General features: G+C 62.5%; 24 protein-coding genes. 13 read left to right on the top strand and 11 right to left on the bottom strand.

What is annotated here, in order from left to right; all coding sequences use genetic code 11:
- Genes PGB28_RS12490 through PGB28_RS12500 form a run of 3 tightly spaced genes read right to left on the bottom strand, consistent with a single transcriptional unit; the run spans position 1 to position 4,519 of the window.
- Entirely contained in the window at positions 1-387 is a 387-nt protein-coding gene (locus tag PGB28_RS12490; protein WP_271421843.1) for a DUF3307 domain-containing protein, read from the bottom strand.
- Positions 384-1,256 (bottom strand): class I SAM-dependent methyltransferase, encoded by an 873-nt coding sequence (locus tag PGB28_RS12495; RefSeq protein ID WP_271421844.1) that lies wholly within the window; start codon positions 1,254-1,256, stop codon positions 384-386. The genes PGB28_RS12490 and PGB28_RS12495 overlap by 4 nt, the downstream gene beginning before the upstream one ends.
- Complete coding sequence (locus PGB28_RS12500) at positions 1,253-4,519, bottom strand: adenylate/guanylate cyclase domain-containing protein (protein ID WP_271421845.1); 3,267 nt, start codon at positions 4,517-4,519, stop codon at positions 1,253-1,255. The genes PGB28_RS12495 and PGB28_RS12500 overlap by 4 nt, the downstream gene beginning before the upstream one ends.
- Positions 4,520-4,686: 167 nt before the next feature.
- Here PGB28_RS12500 and PGB28_RS12505 point away from each other — a divergent pair, with 167 nt between their 5' ends.
- The 7 genes from PGB28_RS12505 to msrA all read left to right on the top strand — a co-directional run bounded on the left by PGB28_RS12505 (position 4,687) and on the right by msrA (position 11,881).
- Complete coding sequence (locus tag PGB28_RS12505) at positions 4,687-6,213, top strand: multicopper oxidase family protein (protein WP_271421846.1); 1,527 nt, start codon at positions 4,687-4,689, stop codon at positions 6,211-6,213.
- Complete coding sequence (locus PGB28_RS12510; RefSeq protein WP_271421847.1) at positions 6,210-7,199, top strand: phytochelatin synthase family protein; 990 nt, start codon at positions 6,210-6,212, stop codon at positions 7,197-7,199. The genes PGB28_RS12505 and PGB28_RS12510 overlap by 4 nt, the downstream gene beginning before the upstream one ends.
- Entirely contained in the window at positions 7,199-7,645 is a 447-nt protein-coding gene (locus PGB28_RS12515; RefSeq protein ID WP_271421848.1) for a hypothetical protein, read from the top strand. The genes PGB28_RS12510 and PGB28_RS12515 overlap by 1 nt, the downstream gene beginning before the upstream one ends.
- Positions 7,642-9,249: a GMC family oxidoreductase gene (locus PGB28_RS12520; RefSeq protein WP_271421849.1), complete on the top strand. Its 1,608-nt coding sequence runs from the start codon at positions 7,642-7,644 to the stop codon at positions 9,247-9,249. Before PGB28_RS12515 ends, PGB28_RS12520 begins: the two co-directional genes overlap by 4 nt.
- A gap of 130 nt (positions 9,250-9,379) precedes the next feature.
- A complete protein-coding gene (gene xylB, locus PGB28_RS12525) occupies positions 9,380-10,825 on the top strand; it encodes a xylulokinase (RefSeq protein WP_271421850.1) in 1,446 nt (481 codons plus the stop codon).
- A 106-nt stretch (positions 10,826-10,931) separates the two neighbouring features.
- Complete coding sequence (gene msrB / locus PGB28_RS12530) at positions 10,932-11,378, top strand: peptide-methionine (R)-S-oxide reductase MsrB (protein ID WP_271421851.1); 447 nt, start codon at positions 10,932-10,934, stop codon at positions 11,376-11,378.
- On the top strand, positions 11,375-11,881 hold the full coding sequence (gene msrA, locus PGB28_RS12535) for a peptide-methionine (S)-S-oxide reductase MsrA (RefSeq protein ID WP_271421852.1): 507 nt from the start codon (positions 11,375-11,377) through the stop codon (positions 11,879-11,881). Before msrB ends, msrA begins: the two co-directional genes overlap by 4 nt.
- A gap of 45 nt (positions 11,882-11,926) precedes the next feature.
- Here msrA and PGB28_RS12540 read toward each other — a convergent pair whose 3' ends face one another.
- Positions 11,927-13,306 carry a COG3904 family protein gene (locus tag PGB28_RS12540; protein WP_271421853.1) on the bottom strand — a complete coding sequence of 460 codons (1,380 nt, stop codon included), beginning with the start codon at positions 13,304-13,306 and terminating at the stop codon, positions 11,927-11,929.
- 167 nt (positions 13,307-13,473) lie between these two features.
- On the opposite strand from PGB28_RS12540, the gene PGB28_RS12545 reads away from it, so the two are divergent.
- From PGB28_RS12545 to PGB28_RS12560, 4 genes are all read left to right on the top strand, one after another.
- The gene (locus PGB28_RS12545) at positions 13,474-14,205 is read left to right on the top strand and encodes a dienelactone hydrolase family protein (RefSeq protein ID WP_271421854.1); all 732 of its coding nucleotides are present in this window, start codon (positions 13,474-13,476) and stop codon (positions 14,203-14,205) included.
- Between the two features lie 84 nt (positions 14,206-14,289).
- Complete coding sequence (locus PGB28_RS12550; RefSeq protein WP_271421855.1) at positions 14,290-15,765, top strand: protein adenylyltransferase SelO; 1,476 nt, start codon at positions 14,290-14,292, stop codon at positions 15,763-15,765.
- A gap of 70 nt (positions 15,766-15,835) precedes the next feature.
- Complete coding sequence (locus PGB28_RS12555; RefSeq protein WP_271421856.1) at positions 15,836-16,279, top strand: hypothetical protein; 444 nt, start codon at positions 15,836-15,838, stop codon at positions 16,277-16,279.
- Positions 16,280-16,325: 46 nt separating this feature from the next.
- Positions 16,326-17,312 (top strand): TraB/GumN family protein, encoded by a 987-nt coding sequence (locus PGB28_RS12560; RefSeq protein WP_271421857.1) that lies wholly within the window; start codon positions 16,326-16,328, stop codon positions 17,310-17,312.
- Positions 17,313-17,321: 9 nt separating this feature from the next.
- Here the strand turns inward: PGB28_RS12560 and PGB28_RS12565 are convergent, their stop codons facing one another.
- The 4 genes from PGB28_RS12565 to coaBC form a co-directional block, all read right to left on the bottom strand.
- Positions 17,322-19,334 carry a M3 family metallopeptidase gene (locus tag PGB28_RS12565; RefSeq protein ID WP_271421858.1) on the bottom strand — a complete coding sequence of 671 codons (2,013 nt, stop codon included), beginning with the start codon at positions 19,332-19,334 and terminating at the stop codon, positions 17,322-17,324.
- Positions 19,335-19,336: 2 nt separating this feature from the next.
- Positions 19,337-20,392, bottom strand: a complete 1,056-nt coding sequence (locus PGB28_RS12570; RefSeq protein ID WP_271421859.1) for a HesA/MoeB/ThiF family protein — start codon at positions 20,390-20,392, stop codon at positions 19,337-19,339.
- Positions 20,392-20,829, bottom strand: coding sequence for a dUTP diphosphatase (gene dut, locus PGB28_RS12575; protein ID WP_408636256.1), 438 nt, complete (start codon positions 20,827-20,829; stop codon positions 20,392-20,394). The genes PGB28_RS12570 and dut overlap by 1 nt, the downstream gene beginning before the upstream one ends.
- 69 nt (positions 20,830-20,898) lie before the next feature.
- Complete coding sequence (coaBC, locus tag PGB28_RS12580) at positions 20,899-22,092, bottom strand: bifunctional phosphopantothenoylcysteine decarboxylase/phosphopantothenate--cysteine ligase CoaBC (protein ID WP_271421861.1); 1,194 nt, start codon at positions 22,090-22,092, stop codon at positions 20,899-20,901.
- A gap of 122 nt (positions 22,093-22,214) precedes the next feature.
- On the opposite strand from coaBC, the gene PGB28_RS12585 reads away from it, so the two are divergent.
- Positions 22,215-22,685, top strand: coding sequence for a DM13 domain-containing protein (locus PGB28_RS12585; protein WP_271421862.1), 471 nt, complete (start codon positions 22,215-22,217; stop codon positions 22,683-22,685).
- A 9-nt stretch (positions 22,686-22,694) separates the two neighbouring features.
- Here PGB28_RS12585 and PGB28_RS12590 read toward each other — a convergent pair whose 3' ends face one another.
- Positions 22,695-23,459: a ChaN family lipoprotein gene (locus PGB28_RS12590; protein ID WP_271421863.1), complete on the bottom strand. Its 765-nt coding sequence runs from the start codon at positions 23,457-23,459 to the stop codon at positions 22,695-22,697.
- The gene (locus tag PGB28_RS12595) at positions 23,456-24,334 is read right to left on the bottom strand and encodes an RNA polymerase factor sigma-32 (RefSeq protein WP_271421864.1); all 879 of its coding nucleotides are present in this window, start codon (positions 24,332-24,334) and stop codon (positions 23,456-23,458) included. The genes PGB28_RS12590 and PGB28_RS12595 overlap by 4 nt, the downstream gene beginning before the upstream one ends.
- A 193-nt stretch (positions 24,335-24,527) precedes the next feature.
- Between PGB28_RS12595 and PGB28_RS12600 the strand changes: the two genes are divergently transcribed.
- Complete coding sequence (locus tag PGB28_RS12600; protein ID WP_271421865.1) at positions 24,528-25,397, top strand: glutathione S-transferase; 870 nt, start codon at positions 24,528-24,530, stop codon at positions 25,395-25,397.
- A 15-nt stretch (positions 25,398-25,412) separates the two neighbouring features.
- Here the strand turns inward: PGB28_RS12600 and PGB28_RS12605 are convergent, their stop codons facing one another.
- On the bottom strand, positions 25,413-25,994 hold the full coding sequence (locus PGB28_RS12605) for a hypothetical protein (RefSeq protein ID WP_271421866.1): 582 nt from the start codon (positions 25,992-25,994) through the stop codon (positions 25,413-25,415).
- Positions 25,995-26,106: the final 112 nt, after the last annotated feature.

The following is a 26,106-nucleotide window of genomic DNA, read 5'->3' on the forward strand; positions in this document are numbered from 1 at the left end:
TCAGCTCAGCGCCAGTGCCGCCCAAATAATCCCGAGATATGTGATCTGGTGCAGGAACTGGTCCAGCCCGAGGACCAACCAGAACCCTCCGTCACCGGTGCCCAGCGCCTTGCCGGATACAATGCGCTCCTTGCCCCAGTCGATATGGTAATGCACAACCGCCTCGGCCACCGCGATGGCCGCCACCACACCGAAAGCCAGACCACCCAGCGCCAGAACACAGGCTGTCAGAACCCCATGCACCCCGGCATGGGCGATCCCGCCTGCCGCGCCATAGCGGCCCTTGCTTTCCAGCATCCAGCCAGATTGCAGAACATAATCAGCAAGAACATGTTTGACTTGCAGCCCCAGCAGCGCAAGCAGGAGCCATTGGACATCCGTGCTCACGGTGCCAGACACCGATACATGGATACGCGCCCTGGCACGGCCACGCTCCCGTCCGGTTGGACAAATTGCGCAAACTCCTTGCGAATGTCGCGGGCAATCTTTTCACGCGTTGCTTCGTCTGGTGACGTCAGACGATAGAGCGTTGAAATGGGGCCAACATACCGGATCGAATGCATCAGAGCCTCCAGCCCGTTGGGGTGACGGATCATGATCTCGGACCGCCATCCCCTGATGTCAGCGTAGCCTGCCTTGGTCAGGAGCTCTGTTACGTAGCTCACATCCGAAAACGCCAAAGGTCCGGGGGCGGGCGCACCGTCATTCGGCTCCTGCTCCAACGGACCCAGATAGGTTTCGGCGATCTTGAGCGGGATGGAAAACCACGGGTTTCCCTCATCCGCCCAACCATTAAAGGCGACCGTCGCCCCTTGGTTCAGATGCGCGCGAATATTGCCCAGTGCCAGCACCGGGTCGGAAAAGAACATCATTCCGAACTGCGCAGCACAGATGTCGAACCCGGTCTCGTCCAGCGTCTGTGTCTGAATGTCGAGGTCGCGAAACGCGACGTTGTGCATCTTGGCCGCCTCGGCCCGGCGTCGCGCCAGCGCAAGCAACTCCTTGGACACATCCAAACCCAGCACATATCCCGTCTCCCCCGCGATGCGGGCCATGTCCATCGACATGGTGCCAGAGCCACTGCCGATCTCCAGCGCGCGCAATCCGGGTTGCAGCGGCAATTGCGCCAAGAGCTGATTCATCGCATCCCGCAGGAAATCATCAAGATCGCGCTGGTTCTCGGCCCAGTCCTTGCCTGCCTCGCCGTTCCAGATGTCATGCGTCTTGTCGTTGCCGTCGTTGCTCTGTGCACTCATGTCACGCCTTTCTCTGCCCTCTCCACAGCCGTTCGCGCGGCCTTCAGATCCGATGTTTGCATAGTGGGGGGGAAATGCGCCAGTTCGGTCTGCATCGTGACGACCAGATCGGGTGCATGAGGCACGGCAAGGGTCAGCGCGCGCAATGCGCAAAAGCGGGATGTTTGCGACTGCGCGATCTCGATGGCCCTGCGGAAAACGGGCAAGGCTGCGTCGGTTCCGTCGCGCTCCAACAGGAGTTTTGCATGAACCCGCAGCACTTCAGGGAGCACCAAGGCCTCCTGCGAGACGTCGATACGCGCCATGGCCCGCTTTGAGAACTGCCAAGCCGCGTCCGCGTCGCCCCGGGCACCGGCGATGGTTGCCATGAGCGACAGGTAAAGCGGTTGCAACATATGGCTGCCGGAACTGGCGTATTCGGCATAGCCCTGCTCGATGACCGGCCATCCCTGATCGCAACGCCCGTCCTGACACAATCCCCACCCCAAAAGGATACGGCCCACTCCGGAATGGAAGGGAAATTCGAACTTGTCCGCATGCGCGACCGCGTCTTCGGCGATTGGCAAGAGACGGTCGAGGTCGCGCATCTGATGGTATGTAAACGCGGAAAAAGTCAGAGAGCGTGCCATACTGAACGGGTGATCAACCTGGCGGGCCTGTGCAAGCATATCTTCGCAGGTGGTGGCCGCGCGCTCCGGGTCCCCGAGATACCAGTGCGTCGCCCCAAGATAGGCCATACATCCCAGCCCCGGATCATCTCCGTAAAGCGCTACATGTTTTCCGGCATCCTGCGCCTGATAGCCGCGCAGCGCAGTTTCAAGATGGTGCCGCGCGGTTGTCAATTTGCCCAGCATGAATGCCGTTGCGCCCAACGCGCGATGCGCCTCAAGCCGAGCGGCTTCATGTTCCTGCAGCCCCGCATCCTCGGCCAGATCAAGCAGCGCCTGCCCGGAGGTTTCGGCGCGTTGATACTGCGCGCTCATCTGGTGATACATCCAGAGGCCGCGATGAACCGCAAAGCGATCCGGCACCGAGCCGAACCCTTCCGACAGGTCCGCCGCCTCGTGAAACAGCGTCCCGACAGAGTCTGCCCCATACCCATCAAGTGCGGACAGGACCGGCCCCAAAGCCAGCAAAATCCCAAGCCGTTTGACCCGGTTCGCTTCGCTTTCGGACATCCGGTCGAACAGGGCCAGCCCCCGGCGATAATGCTCCGCCGCCTCGCGCAGGGCCGAGCGCCGCGCGGCGCGATCACCCGCCCGTTTCCACCAATCCACCGCTGGTGAAAAACGTTCCGCCACGGTCATGTGATTGGCCACCTGAAGGGCGTCGGCAGCGGGCTGTGCAGCCATCAGATCCGCGATCCTGCCATGAACCTTGCGACGGCTTCGGCGTGGCTGGGATTGATAGGCCGCCTCCTGAATGAGCGCGTGGCGAAAAATATAGGTCGGCTCACCTTCATCCAGCGGCTCGACCAACGCCAGCGTCATCAGACGATCCAACCGACGTTGCACTTCATACTCTGTCTGGCCCGCCACTTTCACCAGCAAATCGCGCGCAAACTTGCGCCCGATGCAGCTCGCCACCTGTGCCAGCGGCTTGGCATCCTCGGCACTGTCCAGTCGCGATGACAGCACCCCTTGCAGGGTTGCCGGGATCGTCATGTGTTCGCCATCGCCCTGTGCGGTCTTGCGTTCCAAAAGCTCACGGGTCAGTTCGTGCACGAATAACGGAACGCCGTCCGATGCGTCGATGATACGCTGGCGGGTTACTGCGGTCAGACCGGAGGCCCCGGCCAACCCGTCAATGATCATTTCGGCGGCATCGCTCTCGACCCGCGACAGGTCCAGCAGGCGCGCATGCGGATGATCCACCCAGTTCGGCTCGAACATCTGCCGGGTGGTGGCCACGATCATGATCCGGCATGCCGTGCAATGCCCGGCGATATGATCCAGAAGCTCTTCGGTCAGCGGGTCGGTCCAGTGCAGGTCCTCAAGGACAAGCAATACCGGCGCACGTTCGGATATGGCGCGCAGAGCTGCCGTGATCGTGGCGAACCACGCGGCACGACGCGCCTCCGCCCCTTGTCTTTCCGGCACCTCGCCCAGTTCCAGAAGATCGCCCATCCCGTGCAGGAAATGCTGTGGATCCAGCCCTGCTTGGGTTGCGATCCGCTCAAAGGCATGACGCCGTCGCGCAACATCATCGCCGGGCTGTACCCCGGCACGGGTATTCAGACAGGACACGACCGGATAAAGCGTTGCATTTTCGTTATAAGGCCAGCACTGCAGCTCAAAGCTCGCAGCCCCCCCAAGCTGACAGGACCGCAGGAAATGCCCGACCAGGTGGCTCTTGCCAATGCCCGCCTCACCGGAAATGCGCACCATGCGCAGGCAATTCTGGTTCTGAGCTTCCTCCCACCAGTGCTGCAATTGCGCCACCGCCCCGTCGCGGCCCTGCAGCGCAATGGTATGACCCGGCGCATTGGCCCCGGTCGGAGCGCGCGCCGTGGTTTGCGACGCGTCCAGCCGCCAAACCCCCATCGGCTCGGAAAACCCCTTGAATGTGTCGGCCCCAAGGTCGCTCTTGGCAAAATGCCCCTCCGGCAAGAGCCGCGCGGTGGAAGCATCCAAAAGGACCTGCCCTGGCGCAGCCTTGGCCTCGAGCCGCGCGGCGAGGTTCGGGGGTTCGCCAAAGACGGTCTCGACCTCGCCCATGCCAGCCTCAAGCCGCCGACCGATCAGCACAAGTCCCGTCGCCATGCCCACCCGCATGGACAGGGCACGGCCATCAGGTCCGCGGAGACCGGCCACCGCCTCGAGCATCCGCAAGGACGCATGCGCCGCGCGTTGAGGGGCGTCTTCATAGGCTTGCGGCCAGCCGAAATAAACCATGATACCATCGCCGAGATAATTGGCGACATGCCCGCCCCAGCGTGACACTTCTTCCCGACACAGGCTCACCACCCGTTCGATCAGTGCCTCGAGATCTTCGGGGTCCATACGTGTGGCAAGCCCGGTGTAATCGACCAGATCACCAAATAGCACCGTGATCTGACGCCGCTCACCCAGTTCCGGCTTGGCCGCGTCTGACGCATCACGCAACGCGTTCATGAAACGTTTGCGCGCACCAAGCGGCAAACCGATCTCGCGCAGATCGTCATCGGTCAGGGTTGCCAGAATATCAACACCGACCTCATGTTCTTCAAACTGCGCAGCATACCGGTCCAGCCCGTGTTGCCGCAGCCATTCTTTCAACGCCACAGGTGTCCCCCGCAATCCTCAAAACCACCGGCACCACAGGAATCGTTAACACGGAAAAGAGTGATCTTGATCACACCTATACCGAATAACCAACGGTAACGATATACGCGACATTCGCTTTTTCACGGGAAGCGTGGCAGGCTTGGTCAGAAACGGGGGACTGGAACATGCACACGCGCAGGCAGATCATGGCGCTTGGGGCCGGAGGCGCGGCTGCCGGTGGCATGTTTGCGCTTGGCTGGTCGGGACAGGCCAGCGCGGACGCGCTTGCGCGGTTTGGGCTTGGCACCGGGGGCGATCTGCGCAATCCGCCCGAAATCAAGAGTGAAAACGGCGTCTTGCGCGCCACGCTCACCATCACCCTGGCGCAGGCGCTTGTGGATGAACAACCGCGCCTGCTGCGCCGCTACAACGGCGGCATGCCAGGCCCGACGCTGCGGGTCCGTCCCGGCGATGTGATGGAGATCGAGCTGGTCAATGACCTGCCGCCCAACATGCCGCTTCAACCCATACGCGACGAAAAGGCGGCGCATGATCATGATGGATCGGATGTTGTGCATGTAGCCCCGCATGATCTGAATACAACCAACCTGCATTTTCACGGCATGCATGTCAGCCCCAAGGGCAACAGCGACAATGTCTTTCTGACGGTCGAGCCGGGGCAGACGCAAAACTACCGTGTGGAAATCCCCGCCAACCACCCCACGGGGTTGTTCTGGTACCATCCGCATTGGCACGGCTCGGTCGCCGCCCAGATCGGCACGGGGATGGCCGGGCTGATCATTGTCGAGCCGGAAGGATACGTGCCCGAAGACCTGCCCGAGCGGCAATTGATCATCCAGACCGTGATTGGTGGCTCGGAAGCCGATTTTGACAATCCGAAGCAATTCATGTCGCTCACCGCGCCACGGTTCTTCACCATCAATGGAGATTTCCGCCCCACGATCCGTCTTCGCCACGGGGAGCGGCAGTTCTGGCGTCTTTTGCTGGCCAATGATTTCCAGTTCTGCCCGCTTGATTTCAAAGCGATGGGGCTCAAGGCATGGCTCATCGGGCGCGATGGCAATCCGCTGCCTGCGCCCGAGGAGATCGAGACGCTGCTGATGTCGCCCGGCAACCGCTTTGACGTAGTGGTCGAGGGGGTTGCACCCGGACTGACCGACCTCGTGCGCCAACCCTATCGTCACGGTCTGGTGGACCTGCCCGCCACGACCATCGGCGCGGTGCATATCGAGGCCAGCGATGCGCCCGCATCCGGCGCGATGCCCGCACAGGCCCCGACCCTGCTCGACATCACCGACGCCGAGATCGTGCGCGAACGGACCATCGTGCTGGGCGAGGTGAAAGACAGCCGCGCAGTGTTCGACCTCGCCTTCACAATCAACGGTCAAAGCTATGACCCCGACACTTGGGACCTCGACCCACGGCTGAACACCGCCGAGGAATGGACCTTTGTGAACACCACCGCCTATCCCCACCCGATGCATATCCATATCAACCCGTTTCAGGTGGTGGCGATCAATGGTGAACCGGTCCCGGACCGCCCCTGGTACGACACCCATATCGTGCCCGCCGCAGGCACGCTCACCATCCGGTCGCGGTTCGAGGATTTCGACGGGGATTTTGTCACCCATTGCCACATCCTGCCCCATGAGGACGCAGGCATGATGATGAATGTAAGGATTTTGCCATGAAGACGCTCACACTTGCCGCGCTCGCCCTTGTCGCCGCGCCCGCCTTTGCCAATCAAAGCGCCGGAATCGACACCCAGACCTGCCTGAGCTGTCACAGCGTCGATGGCGTGGCGCATATTGATCATATCCCGATCATTCACGGCCAGTCGCAGACCTATCTGCAAAACGCCTTGCACGCCTATAAATCCGGCCAGCGCTCCGGCGGGACTGCCGATGTGATGCAGGCCGTGGCCAAGCAGCTCTCGGATGCGCAGATCGACCAGATGGCGGCGTTCTTCGGCACCGATGCCTCGGTGGTTCAGACCGCGCCCATCGCCCATCTGATCAAGGCAAGTGTTGAGGGTGCCGATGACCGTCTGGTCTATCTGACCACACAGGAGGGCACCGACCGCATTCTCGAAAGCCGGTTCAACCGCGATTACTTCCTTGTGGCCCCTTATGTGGAAAGCGAAAAATTCCTGACCTTCTGCTCCATCGCCACCATGGCGGCGGTGCTGAATTCATTCGAGGACGCGCTGCCGCGCCCGATTGATCCCAAGCGCTACCCCTACCCCTATTTCACACAGGAAAACATCTTCAACGAAGACAATCAAAAGGTGAAGAGCTTTGAACAGGTGGTCACCGACGGGCTGACACTGGATCAGATCGGGCTCTACCTCACGCATCTTGATGTGGACGCCAGGACGATCTTTGCCGATGAAAATCCGGTGGACCAGATGCGCAACGCGATTGTCAAAGGCGTGTCGGACCCGTCTGTCCGGGTCATCGTGAACTACAATCGCGGCATCGTCGGCCAGAACGGCGGCGGGCATGTCTCGCCCGTGGCGGCCTATCACGAGGCTTCGGATTCGGTGCTCGTTCTCGATGTGGCGGGCTATAAATACCCGCCCGCCTGGATCCCGATGGAAATGCTCTACGAGGCAATGCTGGACAAGGACAGCGCGTCCGACCGGTCGCGCGGCCTCGCGCTTGTGAGGACGTTCTGATGGCGGGCTTTTCCCGACGTGATGTGGTCCGCCTGCTTGGTACAGCGATGGCAGGGGCCGCGACACCCGCTGCCGCACGGCTGGGGGTCGAGGATGACCTGACCGTGTTTCGCAACCTGATCCACGCCATTGGCGGCACCAATTATATGCCCGCCGAACTGGCCCGCGCGGCGGAGACCGAATTTGCCCGCGCCTACGGGGTCGAGGCTGTGTTCGACCTTGTCGCGCTGGCCCGCCGCCGCCCAACGCTGGAGAGCATGTCTGACGCCGCAAGCACGCTCGCCGCCGATCAGATGCGCTGGATCGCAACCTTTCTCTATACCGGTGAAGTAGACGGTGAGGTGCGCTATTACGATTACTGCCTTGGATGGCAGGCGCTGACATTTGCGACCGCGCCGGGGCTCTGCGGCGGGCCGTTTGGCCATTGGGCGGAGCCGAAACGATGACGGGCCCCATCCCGGATACAACCGATGTTCTGATTGTCGGCGCAGGCATGGCCGGATCGCATCTGGCGCTGGAACTGCTGGAGGCGGGGCGCCGCGTGACGATCCTGGAGGCCGGGCCGCGCAAGCCGCGCATGGACTGGATGTCGGTCTTTACCAACAACCCGACCAAAGGCCCGCAGGCCCCCTATCCCTCCAATGACTGGGCCCCGTTCCCGCAGGACAACGGCTATGGCACCTTCTATGATCAGGCCGGGCCGATGGAATTCGTGGGCGCGTACTTACGCATCTATGGCGGATCGACCTGGCACTGGACCGGCTTTGCCGACCGGCTGCGCCCGGCGGATTTCCGGATGAAATCCACCTATGGCGTGGCGCTGGACTGGCCCGTGTCCTATGACGATCTGCGCCCGCATTACGTGAAGGCCGAGAAAATCTGGGGCGTAGCCGGGTCCATGGACTACACTTGGGGCGCGCCGCGCGACGAACCCTATCCCATGCCGCCCATCCCGGCGAGCTACATGGACAGTCGCGTCGATATTGCGCTCAAGGAAATGGGCCTGCATTCCGGCATTTTCAGCCACGCGCGCAACTCGGTGCCCTTTGACGGGCGTCCGCCCTGCTGTGGCAACAACACCTGCGTGCCGATCTGCCCCATCGGGGCGAAACTCGACGGGTCGGTCATCGCCGACAAGGCCGAGGCGGCGGGGGCAGAGATCATCACCGAGGCCGTGGTGACCACGATCCATATCGGCGATGATGGTCAGGTCTCGGGCATGGAGGTCACCCGGCCCGATGGCTCCAAATCCACCATCACCGCCAATATCTACGCGCTGTGCTGCCACGCGATCGAAAACCCCCGCCTGCTATTGATGTCGGCGCAGGAGAACGCCCCCAACGGCGTGGCCAATGGCTCGGACGCGGTGGGCCGCTACCTGATCACCCAGGCCAATCAGGACACCAAGGGCGTCACAAAGGATCCCGTCTTCCCCTATCGCGGCCCGCAACAGACCAGCGGCCTATTGGAACTGCGCGACGGCGACTTCCGCTCGTCGCACGCCGCCATCGGCACCAGTTTCATGAATTCCGGCCATTCCGGCAATTCCGACGGAACGAATGTTGCCAAGCAACTGATTGATCAGGGTCTCAGGGGACAAGAACTGGCACAGGAACTGAACCGCATCGTATCCCGGCATTTGCGTCTGAACTCCAGCGGTGAAATCCTCCCCGATCCCGACAACCGCCTGACCCTGTCGGACGAGCTGGACAGCGCGGGCCTGCCCAAATCGCGCATCCATTACAGCATCGACGACTATACACGCGCGGGCATGGCCATTTCGCAAAAGATGAATACCGAGGTGCTGCAAAGGCTGGGCTCAACCGAAATATCCTCGAACGAGGTCTACCTGTCCAACGCCATCATCGGCGGCACGGCGCGGATGGGCGACGATCCGAACACATCAGTCGTGAATTCCCACCAGCAATCGCACCAGCACAGTAACCTCTACATCATGGGAAGCTCGGCCCATGTGACCATGCCGGTCAATGCGCCGACGCTGACGATCGCGGCGCTGGCCATGCGCACGGCGGGGCATATACTGGGCTGACACCTGCAAGGGGCGGGCGAAATTCCATTCATGGAATTTGCAAAATTCTTCGAAGAATTTTGGTGCGCCGCGACCTTTCCTCTGCGGAGTCATGGGGATATGTTAGCGCCCAAAATCACAGGGTAGCGCCATGTTTCTGGGAATCGATATCGGCACCTCTGCCGTCAAGGCCTCTTTGGTCGGTTCAGACCTGCAGCTTGTCGACAGTGCCGATGCGGCGATGCGCAGTTCGCATCCACAATCCGGCTGGAGCGAACAGCACCCGGACCTTTGGCGCAACGCAACGATCACAGCCGTTCAGGCGTTGATGTCACGCCACGATGCGGCCCGGGTCCGCGCCATCGGCCTGTCGGGACAGATGCACGGTGCAGTGCTGATGGACGCGACGCATCAGGTCCTGCGCCCGGCCATCCTTTGGAACGACGGGCGCGCGGCCGTAGAATGTGACGCTCTGCAACGGGACCATCCCGATCTTGCCCATGTCGCCGGGGTGCGCCCGATGCCCGGCCTGACCGGTCCGAAACTCCCCTGGCTTGCCAGACATGAGCCAGAAATTTACGGACGCATCGCCCATATCTGCCTGCCCAAGGATCATCTGGGGCATTGGCTGCACGGCGCGCTTGTCACCGATGCGAGCGATGCTGCAGGGACATGGTGGCTGGACCAGAAATCCCATGGCTGGTCCCCGGCGCTCTGCGCGGCGACGCAAACAAACCCAGATTGGCTGCCGCCGGTGCTGCATGGCACGGATATCGCAGGCCATCTGCGCCCCGAAGCGGCCGAAGCGCTGGGCCTGCCTGCGGGCATCCCCGTCTCCGCTGGCGCGGGCGATGCTGCGGCCGGCGCCGTTTCGCTAGGGGCGGTCGCGGATGGTACGGCCTTTATCTCGCTGGGCACGTCGGGGCAGTTCTTTGTGCCCACCACCCGCTGCCGCGCCGCGCCCGAAGTGGGTTTGCATTCCTTTGCCCACACCCTGCCGGACCTCTGGTTCCAGATGGCCGCAATGCTCAATGGCGCACGTCCTCTGAGTTGGTTTTCGGATGTGGCCAACCGCCCGATCCCGGAATTGCTGGCTATGGCGGCGGATGCCCCCGGTGCTACGCCGCTGTTTCTGCCCTACCTGACCGGCGAGCGCAGCCCGCATGGCGACGCGGCCATTCGCGGCGCGTTTTACGGGCTGGAAAACGACACGGGCCCCGGCGAGATGATGCGCGCCGTCATCCAGGCCATCGCCTACAGCCTCTGCGATGCGGCAGACTCCGTACGCCAGACAGCTGCAATCCCGGAACCGCTTTTGACGATTGGCGGCGGCACGCGCTCGGACATGCTTTTGCAGACGATCGCGGATGCCACCGGGCTGACGCTGGCCCGTGGGAAGGGTGCCGATGTCGGTCCCGCCGTGGGTGCGGCCCGCATGGCCGCGGTGGCCTGTGGCGCGGCCTCGGTCACCGACCTGGCACAACGCCCCGAGATCGACCGGGAATTCACGCCCGATCCTGAGCGCCGCTCCTATCATGACGAACGGCTGACACGGTATCGTGCGCTTTACGAGGCACTCAAACCCATGCGCACCTGAGCGGCCTGAAACCCATCTCACAGCGACGTGACGCGGCTGACATGAAATTGGACAAAAGCCCTGACCCACCCCAGATACGCTACATCACCATGTAGGAGGGCATGAATTGACATACCAAAAGAACCCCGACGTGATCGCCACCCTGACCCCCGAGCAATACCGGGTGACACAGGAGAACGGTACTGAGCGGCCCTTTACCGGCGAATATAACGACAACAAGGAACCGGGGATCTATGTGGACATCGTGTCTGGCGAACCGCTCTTTGCCTCGTCGGACAAATTTGAATCGGGCTGTGGCTGGCCCAGCTTTACCAAGCCGATCGAGCCCACTCATATCAACGAGCTGCGCGACACCACCCATGGCATGATCCGGACCGAGGTCCGCTCGGCCCATGGCGACAGCCATCTGGGTCACGTGTTCCCTGACGGTCCGCGAGACAGGGGTGGCCTGCGCTATTGCATCAACTCGGCCTCGCTGCGCTTCATCCATCGTGACGATATGGAGGCCGAAGGCTATGGTGCCTATCTGGATCAAGTGGAGGACGTGACATGACGGACAGGGCTGTTCTGGCCGGTGGCTGTTTCTGGGGCATGCAGGATCTGATCCGCAAGCTTCCCGGTGTTGAGAAAACCCGCGTCGGATATACCGGCGGCGACGTGCCCAACGCCACCTATCGCAACCACGGCACCCATGCCGAGGGGATCGAAATCCTGTTTGATCCCACGAAAATCAGCTACCGGCAGCTTCTGGAGTTCTTTTTCCAGATCCATGACCCGACCACGCTGAACCGGCAGGGCAATGACCTTGGCCTCAGCTACCGCTCCGCGATCTACTATGTGGACGAGGATCAGAAAGCCGTGGCGCTGGACACCATCGCCGATGTCGAGGCCTCCGGCATCTGGCCCGGCAAGGTCGTGACCGAGGTCGAGCCTGTGGGTGATTTCTGGGAAGCCGAGCCGGAGCATCAGGACTATCTCGAACGCTTCCCCGGCGGCTATACCTGCCATTTCCCGCGCGCCGACTGGGTCCTGCCCAAACGCGACGCGGCGGAATGACCTGACACGGCGGATGCCGCTCATGCGGCATCCGTCCCCCTTTGATCAGGACGCGCTTTTCTCAAAGCAAAACGTGTTGCCCGACCCGATGTTCAGCCAGCAATCGCCTTTCACCGGCTTGTCCGACCAGATCGTCTTGGCCTCCCGCCCATTGATCTTTGTATCGCCCCCGCGTTCCACCACGGTTTTAGCCCCGGACGGCCATGTAAAGGTACTGACGTCGCGCTCGGACAGGTTGGACTGAACCTGAATGCTGCGCTCAAACCCACAGGGATCGAAATCCAGTCGCTGGCTGCCCTTGAACACATAACATGTGCCCTGTTCGGTGCTCCGGTCGGTCGGCGTATGCGCCATCACGTCCCGCGTCGTGACATTGGCGTCCTCGGGACGGACCAATGCGGCCAGCGGGGTGCGCGGGTCAAAGAAGGTGGCGGCTGAAGCCTCGAACCCGATACCGTCCTCCCCCATCCGGATCGAGGCGTACTGCCCCCAAAGCCCATCCGCGTCATTGGCACCGGCAGCGGGATCGACATAGAGTTTGCAGTTCAGCGATCCTTCCTGCCCGAATCCGTCCATCACCGCTTCGATCCGGCCCGAGCGGTTCGAGATTTGCGGGCTCCAGCCCCAGCGCTGGGCCGGGTCGGGATCAAAGCCGAACCCGTTTGTCGCAAGCCGGTCCCCCGTCCAAGCGTAATATGAGTTGCAGGCATTCGACACGGCCAGCGGCGTGATCTCGGACGGGCGTACCGTCCCCACCACGGGGATCAGCCAGCGCCCGGCCTTGTGCACAGTATCGACATAGAACATTTCCTCCGGCGGGGTTTTCAGCATCTCGGCGATCAAGGTCTGCGACAGTTTCATGTCGCTCATCCGCGCCATGAGCTGGCCTAGCCCAAATACCGCGATTTTGTACGCCTTGTTGACCTGCGCCTCGGAATAGGCACCTTCGGCGACCTCAAGCGACGGCGCGTGAAAACCCAACCGCGCGCCTGCATGCAGCTTGCGGTTGGCAACGACACCGGCATCGCTTTCGGTGCTCTGCGAGCCGGCCATGAATACCACCGCACAGGCGGATTCACACCGCGCCCCGCGCGGGACGGCCGTGCCCATTGCGCCCTGGATCAGTTCAGCCATGCGCAGCCCTTCGGAAAAGGAACCGCCGGGGCTGTCAAGGCAGATGCGATGACCGTTCTCGTTCATGTATTCAAACCGGTCACCACGCGCGCCGCGCCGGATCAGCTCGGCTTTGAGGACACGCTCCAATACTTTGGCGTCGCCCGGCTGTATCACCCCTTCGATCTTGACGATGCAGCCCATATAAGGGTCGTCATATGCGTTGATTTCCGCCGCTTCCGCAACCTGTCCAAACCCGAGAAAAACGCCGGAACCAATCACCGCAGAAACAAGCCAATGCATCAATTTCATTGAATATTCTCCCTGATGTTTGGAAGAGCCTCCCGCGTGACCGGCCAAAGGTCAAGCGCCGGGCCGTCCTCACATTTGCGAAGCGACCAAATGCTGCGGCTTGCCGCATCCGGATTCCAAACTAACGTTTTGTCACGAACGTCTGAACAACCGACCGGAGAAAACCAATGCGTTTTGCACTTCCGATTGCCTTTGCGACCCTCGCCGCCGCCCCGGCACTTGCCGAGGATGTGAATTACACCGTCGATGGGGAGGCCTTTACCGGCTATTTTGCCGCTGCTGAAAATCCCAAGGGGCTCGTGCTGATCGTGCATGACTGGGATGGCATGACCGACTACGAACGCCAGCGCGCCGATATGCTGGCCGAGATGGGCTATAATGCCTTTGCGCTCGACATGTTCGGCGACGACACCCCGACCGAGACGATGGACCACCGGCGTGCCGCCACCGGCGCGCTCTATCAGGACCGTGACCGTATGCGGGCGCTGATCTCTGCCGGGGTCTCACAGGCGCAAAGCCGCTCCGCAGATCTGCCGATGGTGGTCAAGGGCTATTGCTTTGGCGGGGCCGTGGCGCTTGAAATGGCGCGCAGCGATATCGGCGGCATGGCCCAGGGTTACGCGACCTTCCACGGCGGCTTGTCCACGCCCGAGGGCCAAAGCTGGGATGGGGATGAGCCACCGATCCTTGTGCTGCATGGCGGCGCGGATACGTCGATCACCATGCATGACGTGGCCACATTTGCCGAAGAACTGGAGGCTGCTGGCACCGCCTATGAGATCGAAGTCTATTCCGGCGCACCGCACGCATTTACCGTCTTTGGCTCGAACCGCTATCAGGAGCGCGCCGACATGCAAAGCTGGGCGGCCTTCTCAAACTTTCTGGACAAACGTCTTTGAGGAAGACCGGGGCGGGCCGATGCGCCCGCCCTATCCTGACTCTTTGCCCTTGGAATTTCGCGCGTCGCGACACAGGTTAAGGGCATGACACATCACACGCCCCTTTTTCGCTTCGACAACAGCTATGCCCGCGATCTCGACGGATTCTATGTGCCGTGGGAAGGCGACAAGGTGCCAGAGCCGCGCATCGTGCTGCTCAATGCCGGGCTGGCCCATGATCTGGGACTTGATCCCGACGCATTGGACACGGACGAAGGCGCGGCCATCTTTTCCGGGGCCAAGGCCCCCGAGGGGGCCAACACGCTGGCACAGGCCTATGCCGGACATCAGTTCGGCGGCTTTTCTCCGCAGCTGGGCGACGGGCGCGCAATCCTTCTTGGGGAAATCATCGGCCCGGACGGACAACGCCGCGACATCCACCTCAAGGGCTCGGGCCGCACGCCGTTTTCGCGCGGCGGCGATGGCAAGGCTGTGCTGGCCCCTGTCCTGCGCGAATTCCTGATCGGTGAAGCGATGCATGCGCTGCACATCCCGACCACCCGCGCGCTGGCCGCCACCACCACCGGCGAGATGATCCATCGCGAAGGCCCAAAGCCCGGCGCGGTTCTGGCCCGCGTGGCCGCCAGCCACCTGCGCGTGGGCACGTTCCAGTTCTTTGCCGCGCGCGGCGAACATGCCCGGGTCCGGCAACTGGCCGATTATGCCATTGCCCGCCATGATCCATCGCTTGCCGATGCGCCGGATAAATACCTCGCCTTCCTGAACGCCGTGATCCGTCGGCAGGCCACGCTTTTGGCGAAATGGATGCATGTGGGATTTGTCCACGGCGTGATGAACACAGACAACACAACGATTTCCGGCGAGACCATCGATTACGGCCCCTGTGCCTTTATCGACGCCTATGACCCCAAGGCCGTGTTCTCTTCGATCGACCGGCAGGGACGTTACGCCTATGGCAACCAGCCGGTCATCGCCCAGTGGAACCTTGCGCGGCTGGCGGAAACGCTGATCCCGCATCTGCACGAGGATCAGGACGAGGCCATCCGCATCGCGACCGAGGCCGTGCAGGGCTTTACCGCGCTTTACATGGCGGACTGGGTGGCCGGCATGCGGCCCAAACTGGGGCTGAACACCGCAGAAGACAGCGATACGGATCTGGCCAACGGGTTCTATGCAGCGATGGAGGGACAAGGGGTCGACCATACGCAGGCCTTCCGTGCCCTGACATTGGCGACAGAGGGCAACAACGCACCGCTGCGCGATCTGTTTGATGATCCCTCCGCGCTGGACGCGTGGCTGCCTGCATGGCAGGACCGGCTGGCCCGCGATCCGGCACAGAACCGCGCCGCGGCAATGAACGCCGTCAACCCGGTCTACATCCCGCGCAACCATCTGGTCGAAAGCGCGCTGCAGGCTGCCGAACGCGACGGTGACATGACCGAGATCACCACGCTGTTGGAGGTGCTGCGCGATCCGTTCACCGCGCGCGACGGGCTGGAGGACTACGCCCAACCCGCGCCGGACGGGTTCGGACCCTACACCACCTTCTGCGGAACCTGACCCATATCAAAGACGACTGCAAAATCTTGCGCGCAAACTCTGATCTGACGCGAACAGCATGAGGCACAAAATGGACAAAACGGCACTCAAGACCCGGCTTCTGGAACTGGCCCAATCCGACTATGAGGACGCCCGCGCGAAATACCAATCGACCGTGGCCGACGCCCGGGTCGCGCGTGGCGAAACCGTCGAACGGAGCGAGCAATCGCAGGCCGAGGCGGCGGGCGAACTGGCCGCCGCGCTGGACGAGGCCATGCATGACGACGAGGCGCGGCTGACCCGCCTATCCGAGATCGACTTTGCCGCCAGGGATACGGTCGGAGAGGGTGCCGCAGTTCACTTGGACGACCGGCTTCTGGTGGTCTGCGTCTCCACGTCGGAATTCGACTTTGACGGGCTGAGAACAATGGGCATCTCCCCCGCCGCGCCGATCTACAAGGCGATGGCCGACCTTGGCGCGGGCGACAGTTTTACGTTCAATGGCACCGAGCACGAGATCAAGGGGGTTTACTAACGCCCGGCAAACGCTAAGCCTCCGGGAACAGAGTTCGGGAGGTTCCATGCGTTTGCTATTGAGTGTTGTCGTGATCCTGTTGCTGCCACTATCGGCGTTGGCCGAATGTGTGGGCACGGATCTGCGACCGGGGCTGAGCGACACAGAGCGTACCGCCCTGCAAGCCGCAGAACGTGACACCCCGTTTCCGCGTGGCAATCACTGGCTGGCGGAAAAGGACGGCCAAATCATCCGCGTGATCGGCACCATGCATCTGGGTGATCCGCGTATGGACGCGCTGACCGAACAGCTTGCCCCGCATATCGAAACCGCCGACCTGCTGTTCCTTGAAATCACCCGGGACGAAGAAAAGCGCATGGAGCGGATGATGGCCTCCGATCCCGGCCTGTTGCTGCTCACCGACACGACGCTGCCCGAGGCGCTGGACGAAGAGACATGGGCTCTGATCGCGGATGCCGCCCGCGCCCGGGGTCTGCCACCCTTCATGGCCGCAAAAATGCAGCCCTGGTATCTCTCGGTGATGCTGTCGATCCCGGCCTGCATGATGGAAACGCTGGCCTCGGACGACAATCCCGGTCTGGACGACCGGCTCATTACAGTGGCCGAAGACGCGGGCACGCCCATGCGCTCGCTGGAGCGGATCGAGGACGTGATCTCGATCTTCACCGAAGAGCCGTTCGAGAAACAGGTATCCTTTCTTGTGGCCAGCCTTATGCCGGAACGGGTGAGTGACGACATGATGGCCACCACAACCGAAAGCTATTTCGACGAGGCCAATGCCGAAAGCTGGGCGCTGGCCCGTGTACTGGCGGATCGGTACATGGATATGGAAACGTCCGAGTTGGATGCGGCCTTTGCCGATTTTGAGCAAAGCCTGCTGATCGACCGTAACCTTTCCTGGATGGCGCATATCGAACGCGCGACCGAGACCAATATCGTGATCGCGGTCGGCGCACTGCACCTGATGGGCGAAAGCGGGGTACTGAACCAGTTGGAAAAGCGCGGCTACACGCTGACCCGTCAGCTGTTCTGAGGCCGACGCCTAGGCCGCCAATCCACGCCCCTTGAGCAACGCCTCGACCCCAGGCATCTTGCCCCGAAAGGCCAGATAAAGCGCCTCGGCCTCGTCCGAACCGCCCGCCGAGAGGATATGCTCCTCCAGCTTTGCCGCCATCTCCGGGTCGAATGCCCCGCCCGCTTCCTCGAAAGCGGCAAAGGCGTCGGCATCCATCACTTCGGACCACATATAGCTGTAATACCCGCTGGAATATCCGTCGCCCGCAAAGACATGCGCGAAATGCGGTGTCGCGTGGCGCATTCCAATGGCATGTGGCATGCTCAGCGCTTCCAGCACCTCGGCCTGTTTCGCCATCGGATCACCCGGCGCAGCACCCTCATGGAACGCCAGATCGACCAAGGCCGAGGCGACATATTCCACCGTCTGGAACCCCTGATCGAAATTCGCGGCCTTGAGCACCTTGTCCAGCATCTCCTGCGGCATCGCCTCGCCGGTCTCCACATGGGTGGCGAAACGCCGCAACACCTCGGGCACCTCAAGCCAGTGCTCATAAAGCTGGCTGGGCAGTTCCACGAAATCACGCGCCACGGAGGTACCGGAAATCATGTCATAGGTGACATCCGACAGCATCTGATGCAGCGCGTGGCCGAATTCGTGAAACAGCGTGCGCGCGTCGTCATAGGACAAAAGCGCCGGATCGCCCTTGGCGAAATTGCAGACATTGACCACGATGGGGCGCTGCTCTTGCGGGAACTTCGCCTGCGACCGCATCGCCGAACACCATGCGCCCGAGCGTTTGGAGCCACGGGCAAAATAGTCTCCGATGAACACCGCGACATGCGCGCCCCCGCGCGTCACCTCCCATGCACGGGCATCCGCGTGATAGAGCGGCACATCCAGTGCCCGGAACTCCAACCCAAAGAGCCGGTTGGCGCAATCAAACGCCGCTGCGATCATCTGATCCAGCGACAGGTAAGGCTTCAGCGCCGCCTCATCCAGATCATGCTCCGCCTTGCGCCGTTTCTCGGCGTAGTAACGCCAGTCCCATGGCTCCAGCGCGCCGTTGATGCCGTCGTCTCGCATCATCTCTTCCAGCACGCGCCCATCCGCTTCGGCCCGCGCCTTGGCCGGCTCCCAGACCGCCATGAGCAACTCGCGCACCTTGTCCGGATTGCCCGCCATCTCGGTTTCCAGCTTGTAAGACGCGAAATCCGGATATCCGAGCAGCTTTGCTCGCTCCTCGCGCAGCGCCAGAATTTCCGCCGCAATGTCCCGGTTGTCGGTCTCGCCACCATTGGCCCCGCGCGCGACCCAGGCCTTGTAGGCCCGCTCACGCAGGTCCCGACGCGGCGAGAATTGCAGGAACGGCGTGATCAGCGACCGCGATAACGTCACAACCGGCCCCGTTGTGCCGCGCTCCTTGCCCGCCGCGCGGGCCGCATCCACGGCAAACCCCGGCAACCCATCAAGATCATCTTCGGACAATTCCATGAACCAGTCGCGCTCATCCGCCAAAAGGTTCTGGGTAAACGCCGTGCCCAACTCCGCCAGCCGCTGTTTGACCGCTTTCATGCGCTCGGCTGCGTTCCCTTGCAGCGCAGCGCCCGCGCGGACGAAATTGCGATGGGTCAGCATCAGCACCCGGCGCTGTTCGTCGTTCAGGTCGAGCGAGTCACGTGCCTCCCAAACCGCATTGATCCGCGCAAACAGCTTTTCATTCCCGTAGATCGCTGATGAATGCGCCGCGAGCTTGGGCGAAAATTCCCGCATCAACTCTTCGCGCCTGGGGTTGCTGTCACTGCCCGCGATGTTGAAAAACACCCCCGCAACCCGGTCCAGCGCCGCGCCCGTCGCCATCAGCCCCTCGATCGTATTGGCAAATGTCGGCGGCTCGGAATTGTTGGCCACGGCCTCCACCTCGGCCAGATCCTCGGCCAGCGCGACCTCCAGCGCCGGGGCAAAATCCGCATCGGTGAAATCGCCAAAGGGCGGCAACCCGAACGGCCCGTCCCATTCCTTCAACAAGACATTGTCCACGCTCACCCCTCCTGTTTCTCACCACATACCGGGCAATCCGCCCGCCGCTTCAGCCCGATCTTGCGCGTCTCGCTCCAGAGCGCATCGTAAATCAGCATCTCACCGCGCAAAGGCGCGCCCGCATCCGCCAAAAGCTTGATCGCCTCCACCGCCATCATCGCCCCCACCACGCCGGGCAGCGGTCCCAAAACCCCCGCCTCGGAACAGGACGGGGCCAGCCCCGGCGCGGGGGCCTCGGGGAAGACGCATTGATAGCACGGCGCGCCACGGGACGGGTCAAAGATGCTCAATTGCCCCTCCCACTGGCTCAACGCACCTGAGATCAGAGGCACCCCTTTGGCGACCGCCGCCCGGTTGGCCAGATAGCGGGTGTCGAAATTATCCGTCCCGTCCAGCACCAGATCGTAATCGTCGAACAGCTCCCCGGCGATCTCCTCGGTCAGCCGCCGGTGATAGGGGCGAACCGTCACATAGGGGTTCTGCGCCTCCATCGCCGCCTTGGCGGAAAATACCTTGGGCATGCCGATGTCAGCATCGCGGTGGATCACCTGCCGCTGCAGATTGGCGTTTTCGACCACATCGTCATCGATCACCCCGATGGTCCCCACACCCGCCGCCGCGAGATATTGCAACGCAGGCGCGCCCAGCCCCCCCGCGCCAATCACCAGAACCCGCGCGCGCCGCAGACGCATCTGACCCGGCCCGCCCAACTCGCGCAGCACAATATGGCGCGCATAGCGCTCCAGCTCTGTTTCACTCAGCTTGTCCGTCATAGGCTTCGGCGCATCCTTTTCTTCCTGCCCTCTGGCCCTGTCCCTGACGCGGCCCAGCACCCGGCGATACCCCATCACCAGCGCGACGCCCCCCGCCAGAATCAGCCACAATGCCGGATCGCCGCCGGTCGCCTCGCGCAGCGGATGGCCATCGGGAAACAGCAGCTGTATCCCCATCACGGCCACGAACAAAAGCCCGATCAACGGCCAGCGCGCCGCGCGCGGCATGCCCAGCGCCCAGCCCGCGCCCCAGATCGCCGCCGCCATGGCCAGAACCAACAGCATCAGGACACTCCTGTTGAGCCGAAACCACTCGCCCCGCGCGCCGTTTCATCAAGGCTCTCGACGAGTTCGAAGGCCGCCTGCACCACCGGTGCCAGCACCATCTGCGCGATACGCATACCGTGCGTGATCTCGAACGGCGCATCCCCGGCATTCATCACGATCACCCCCAAGGGTCCGCGATAATCACTGTCAATCGTGCCGGGCGCATTGGGCAGCGTGATCCCGTGTTTGAGCGCCAATCCGGAGCGCGGCCTGATCTGCACCTCGAACCCCTCCGGCACCGCCACCCGCAGTCCCGTGGGCACCAGCACCCGCGCGCCCGGATGCAACACCACCCCGTCGCACTCCGGAAAATTCGCCCGCAGATCGGCCCCCGCCGATCCTGCAGTCTCATAGCACGGCAAGCCAAGCGACCGATCAGCGCCTGCATCCCACATGAGTTTCAAAGCAACCACGCCCCGCCCTTCATCTTGCCAAATAAACTCCCGCCGGAGGCTCCCGAAATCTCAACCAAGCGCCTCCGCCAGCCTCTGTGCCAACCGCTCAGCGACCTGATCCTTGCCCATGCGCGGCCATGCCTCGGCCCCGTCATCAGAGATCAGCACCACGGCATTCTCGGACCCGCCCATGATCCCGGTCTCCGGGCTCACATCATTGGCGACGATCCAGTCGCAGCCTTTGCGCTCCCGTTTGGCCGTGGCATGGGCGACAACATCATCCGTTTCGGCCGCAAACCCCACCACCAATCCCGGCCGCCCGGTCTTCATCTGCGCCACTGTGGCAAGGATGTCGGGGTTTTCCGCAAAGCTTAGGGTGGGCATTTTGCCCACCTCTTTCTTGATCTTGGACGCGCTCGCCCCGTCCACCCGCCAATCCGCCACCGCCGCGGCAAAGATCGCGGCATCGACCGGCAGGGCGGCCTCAACCGCCTCCAGCATCTGTTGGGCTGTCTCTACCTGGTGCAGCACCACACCATCCGGCGGGGCCACATCCGCAGGCCCCGTCACAAAGACCACCTGGGCCCCCAGCGACACCAGGGCCCGCGCAATCGCCGTCCCCTGCGCACCCGAGGACCGGTTGGCGATATAGCGCACCGGGTCAATCGGCTCATGCGTGGGCCCGGAGGTGACCAGCACGCGCCTGCCCGCCAATGGCCCTGCGTTGAAATGCGCCTCCAGCGCCGCAATGATGTCGGGCACCTCCGACAACCGCCCTGGCCCGAACTCACCACAGGCCATATCGCCCGCCTCCGGCCCGACAACGCGCACACCGTCGCCCCGCAGAAGCGCGAGATTGCGCTGCGTCGCGGGATGCTCCCACATACGCACATTCATCGCGGGCGCGATCATCACCGGCGTATCCGTGGCCATAAGCAGGGTCGTGGCCAGGTCGCCCGCCAATCCCTGCGCCATTTTCGCCATCAGGTCCGCCGTTGCCGGGGCCACCAACACAAGATCGGCCACGCGGGACAGCTGGATATGCCCCATCTCCGCCTCTTTGGTGAGATCAAAGAGGTCACGATGCACCTCTTCCCCCGCCAGGGCCGACACGCTCAGCGGAGTGACGAGTTCCTCTGCCGCGCGCGTCATGACCGGCGTCACCGACGCGCCGCGTTCGCGCAGGCGGCGGATCAGGTCAAGACACTTGTAGGCGGCAATCCCGCCCCCGATGATCAGCAAAATCCGTTTGCCTGCCAGCATGTTGTGCATCCCTGTTACCCGCCCCAAAGCTTACGGCCTGTCCAGCATCACCACAACCCATCCAAACGGTTGACCTCTAGGGTGGCAGCCTTCAGGCTTCGCAAAGCGATACGGAGTTTGCCATGCGTCGCCTGATCCTCTTTCTTGCCAGTCATGGCCTTGTTTTTGCCGCAGGCTTCGCGCTTGGCATCTACCTTTTGCCGATCCTGACCGCACCGGACAATCCCGATGCCGCCATGCTCGAAGCCCGGTCGCAAAACGCCCGGTTTGAGGCCGCGTTCACCCGCGATCTTGCAGGCAGTGATTTCCTGCACTGGGGCGAAGGCCGCGTCAGCCTCACCGACAGTCAGATCGTGCATATGGGGGCGTTGGCGCCCGGCCCCGATTACAAGCTCTACCTGACCACCGCATTTGTCGAGGACGAGGCCGGGTTTGAAGCACTTAAATCCGATGCCGCCCTGATCGGAGATGTAAAAACCTTTGGTGGGTTTCTGCTCGATATACCCGAAGGGGTCGACATCACCGAATACACCACGGTTGTCGTGTGGTGCGAAAGTTTTGGGGAATTCATCACCGCCGCGAAATATCGCTGAGCCACCCTGCTAGCGAAAAGTGGCGCATGGATCATCCCGTTCCGGCGCATCGCTTGTCGCCATCTGGTCAAATGACCCGTGTGGCGGTTGATCCGGTTCCCCCTGCCCCAGCGCAAAGACCGCGATCCCCGGTTGCACCCGCGCCAGATAGACCGGAACACCCCAATCCTTGCGCGCATGGCCGTTCCCGGTGATCAGCACCACGGGCGCGCCATATCTGTCCAGAACCGCCAGCACAGAGCGCGCGAAACTCGCGTCCCGCAGCCGCTGCGCCTCGACCATGCCGCCCATCATCTCCATCGGCATCGCCTCGCAATGGGCGGCGAATTGCAGCGCTTTGCGGGCCTCAAGCTCCTCTGGTGACAGCGCCTCGGTCAGCCCATAGGCATCGGCCTCTTCGCCGAACACCGCCGCCGCGCCATTGGAAAACGCCTGCCGCACCTGCTCATGTGGCAACGCCGCCCCAAGGATGCGCGGAGAGGCCACCAGAACCCCGGCATAGTCCGACATATTGAACCACGCCACATCCTGTGCCGCCCCGGCCATGACCTCAGGATCGCGCGCCACGCCGTCCAACATCGCGGCTTCATCCGGTGTCAGCATCTCGAACACCACGGCGCGCGGCGCGATCTCGCGGATCAGCGCGGCCTGCCGCGCGTGGTGGCCGGGATTGTCATGCAACTCCCCCAAAATCACCACATCCGCATCAAAAGAGCCCGCCGCCCAAACGGGCCACGGGCTCAGCATCACCAGAAACGCAATCACATATCTCATGCGAGGAAGTGTTGCACCTCGCGGCTCTGGCCTTCAAGCGACTTGCGCATCTTCTGGAAGGCCGCAGCCTCAAGCTGGCGCACGCGTTCCTTGGACAGGCCCAGCTCATTGCCAAGACTTTCCAGTGTGCGGGCATCCTCGCGCAGCTTGCGTTCGCGCACGATAAAGCGCTCGCGCTCGTTCAACCCGTTCATCGCGGTCACAAGCCATTCACGCAGCTGTTCGGTGTCATGGGAATGCTCAACCTGCTCAGCCGCCTGCGGGCCTTCGTCCTCCAGCGTGTCGATCCATTCCCGGCCCTCATCCTCGACCGATTGCGTGGCGTTGAGCGAAAAGTCGGACCCGGACAGACGCCCTTCCATCATTTCCACATCCGCCAAAGGCACGCCGATCTCGGCGGCGATCTTGTGGCGCAATTGCCAGCCGTCCAGTTCCTCGCCCTGTTGTGCGGCCTCGCGCTCGATCTGGGCCTGAACACGGCGCATGTTGAAAAACAGCGATTTCTGCGACGAGGTCGATCCGGTACGCACCATCGACCAGTTGCGCATCACGTAATCCTGAATGCTCGCCTTGATCCACCAGACCGCATAGGTCGAAAAGCGCACGCCGCGATCCGGGTCAAACTTGTCCGCCGCTTTCATAAGGCCAAGACCGGCCTCCTGAATCAGATCATTCATCGGAGCGCCGTAGCGCCGGAATTTGGCCGCCATGGAGATGGCGAGCCGCATGTAGGCGGTGATCAGCCTGTGCAGCGCCTCTTCGTCGCGCTCATCCCGCCACGCATAGGCCAGTTTCCGTTCCGTCTCCGCATCCAGCAACTCGGCTTTCATTGCCGCGCGGGACAAGCGTCTGTCGTCTGTCATGTCCAGTGCCATGTTCGCTCCCCCGGTTTGACTTTGTTTCTGTGTCTGACACCGTGTCTACGCAGGTCATTGCAAACCGGATCAAAAGAAACACCTGAAACTCTCCTTTAGACATGGGTACCCAAAAGCCATTTCACAATCCGTGATGGAGGGCCGCACAATTGGCAATTGGACGGCAAACAGACATCGCGATAGCGTTCGCGCCATGACAGATATGCTTTATATCGGCGATTACGCCTATTCTTCCTGGTCCTTGCGCGGCTGGCTGCTGTTCCGCCGCTTCGGGCTTCCCTGTGCCGTGCAACGGGTGGATTTCCATGCCGCCGAGGTGCGTGAACAACTGACTGATATTGCCCCTGCGCGCACGGTCCCGTCAGTGAAATTCTCGGATGGCGGGTTGGCGTGGGACTCGCTTGCGCTGGCCGAGGAACTGGCCAGCCGCCACCCCAAGGCCGGGCTGTGGCCCGTCGATCCGGTCCTGCGCGCCACCGCCCGCAGTCTGGCTGCCGAAATGCATTCGGGCTTTGGCGCGTTGCGTGGATTTTGCCCGATGAACACACGGACTGCCTACACGGATGTCCCGGTCTCGGAAGCGCTGCAGGCCGACCTGACCCGGATCGAGGAGATCTGGGACTTCGCTCTGGCGCAGTCAGGCGGGCCATGGCTCTGCGGCGACTATTCGGTTGCAGATGCGTTTTACGCGCCGGTCGCGGCCCGGGTCGCGGGGTATTCGCTGCATGTGGGCGACACCGCGCGTGCCTATGTGGAGCGCCACCTTTCCGACCCGGCCTTCCGCCAGTTCCGCGCCATGGGGCTGGTCTCCGGCGTCACCTTGCCCTGGTATGAACAGGCGTTCCCGAAAATCGATTGGCCCGGCCCCGCGCCACGCCCGGCCCACCCTGTGGACGCTGGCCCATCGGTCAACGCGGCCTGCCCCTATTCCGGCAATCCGGTCACGCATTTCATGGAAATGGACGGACAGGTCTGGGGCTTCTGCAACGCCTTCTGCCGGGACAAGACCGTGGCCGACCCCGAAGCCTGGCCCGAGTTCATGGCCATGGTCGAGACCGGTTGAAACGCTTGCAGCGCGTCAGTTCCCGGCGCGCTGCATCATCATCTCATGTACCGCCTGCATGCCGCGTTCCGCCATATCGGTCACTTCCGCCGCATGGACCTGCATCGCTTCAACCACGTCCGGATCATCGGAGGTCTGGATCACGACAAGGCCCTCATCCGTCACCTCTACATCCGACAGGATGCGCTCGCCCCGGGCAAAGAAGATGTCCAGCGTCGGGCTCTGGATGAAAATCCTGGGGTCATCCTTTTGCCCTACCCGGTCGATCATGCCCACCGCATGGCTGACCAGCGCTTCCATCACCGCCGGGTCCGAAGACCGCGTCACGGTGCGAATGCCATTGGGCAGGTTTTCAACCTCGCGGCTCAGCGTCTGGAAGTTCCGGAACAGAACCGCAAGTTCGGCGCTTTCCTCGGGCGTGGCGTTTTCTCCGCGCAGACCGGGCATATTGACCTCGTCATGGCCCGTCCCGTCGTCCCCATGCATGTGACCATGCCCGCCGCCATGACCGTGCATCTGTGCAAACGCCGCATAGCCACCGCCCAGCGTCAGCACCACTCCGATCACCGCAACCGTGCGCCGTGCAAATTTCGCCATCTCAATACCCCATCACATTCAAAATAATTGATACATCAATCCAGAACGGGCGCATAGCCCGCATGTCTCACCTCTGCGCGAGGTTTCTGGCAGCGCGTTAACCAATCCTAAA

It is taken from the genome of Primorskyibacter aestuariivivens (genome assembly GCF_028023675.1).
Classification (GTDB): domain Bacteria; phylum Pseudomonadota; class Alphaproteobacteria; order Rhodobacterales; family Rhodobacteraceae; genus Marinovum; species Marinovum aestuariivivens.

Bases quoted from the DNA above. Each gene is read 5' to 3' on its own strand.
- PGB28_RS12495 (WP_271421844.1), bottom strand. From the start codon at position 1,256: ATGAGTGCACAGAGCAACGACGGCAACGACAAGACGCATGACATCTGG.
- PGB28_RS12505 (WP_271421846.1), top strand. From the start codon at position 4,687: ATGCACACGCGCAGGCAGATCATGGCGCTTGGGGCCGGAGGCGCGGCT.
- PGB28_RS12510 (WP_271421847.1), top strand. From the start codon at position 6,210: ATGAAGACGCTCACACTTGCCGCGCTCGCCCTTGTCGCCGCGCCCGCC.
- PGB28_RS12515 (WP_271421848.1), top strand. From the start codon at position 7,199: ATGGCGGGCTTTTCCCGACGTGATGTGGTCCGCCTGCTTGGTACAGCG.
- PGB28_RS12520 (WP_271421849.1), top strand. From the start codon at position 7,642: ATGACGGGCCCCATCCCGGATACAACCGATGTTCTGATTGTCGGCGCA.
- xylB (WP_271421850.1), top strand. From the start codon at position 9,380: ATGTTTCTGGGAATCGATATCGGCACCTCTGCCGTCAAGGCCTCTTTG.
- msrA (WP_271421852.1), top strand. From the start codon at position 11,375: ATGACGGACAGGGCTGTTCTGGCCGGTGGCTGTTTCTGGGGCATGCAG.
- PGB28_RS12540 (WP_271421853.1), bottom strand. From the start codon at position 13,306: ATGAAATTGATGCATTGGCTTGTTTCTGCGGTGATTGGTTCCGGCGTT.
- PGB28_RS12545 (WP_271421854.1), top strand. From the start codon at position 13,474: ATGCGTTTTGCACTTCCGATTGCCTTTGCGACCCTCGCCGCCGCCCCG.
- PGB28_RS12550 (WP_271421855.1), top strand. From the start codon at position 14,290: ATGACACATCACACGCCCCTTTTTCGCTTCGACAACAGCTATGCCCGC.
- PGB28_RS12555 (WP_271421856.1), top strand. From the start codon at position 15,836: ATGGACAAAACGGCACTCAAGACCCGGCTTCTGGAACTGGCCCAATCC.
- PGB28_RS12560 (WP_271421857.1), top strand. From the start codon at position 16,326: ATGCGTTTGCTATTGAGTGTTGTCGTGATCCTGTTGCTGCCACTATCG.
- PGB28_RS12570 (WP_271421859.1), bottom strand. From the start codon at position 20,392: ATGCTGTTGGTTCTGGCCATGGCGGCGGCGATCTGGGGCGCGGGCTGG.
- dut (WP_408636256.1), bottom strand. From the start codon at position 20,829: ATGTGGGATGCAGGCGCTGATCGGTCGCTTGGCTTGCCGTGCTATGAG.
- coaBC (WP_271421861.1), bottom strand. From the start codon at position 22,092: ATGCTGGCAGGCAAACGGATTTTGCTGATCATCGGGGGCGGGATTGCC.
- PGB28_RS12585 (WP_271421862.1), top strand. From the start codon at position 22,215: ATGCGTCGCCTGATCCTCTTTCTTGCCAGTCATGGCCTTGTTTTTGCC.
- PGB28_RS12590 (WP_271421863.1), bottom strand. From the start codon at position 23,459: ATGAGATATGTGATTGCGTTTCTGGTGATGCTGAGCCCGTGGCCCGTT.
- PGB28_RS12595 (WP_271421864.1), bottom strand. From the start codon at position 24,334: ATGGCACTGGACATGACAGACGACAGACGCTTGTCCCGCGCGGCAATG.
- PGB28_RS12600 (WP_271421865.1), top strand. From the start codon at position 24,528: ATGACAGATATGCTTTATATCGGCGATTACGCCTATTCTTCCTGGTCC.
- PGB28_RS12605 (WP_271421866.1), bottom strand. From the start codon at position 25,994: ATGGCGAAATTTGCACGGCGCACGGTTGCGGTGATCGGAGTGGTGCTG.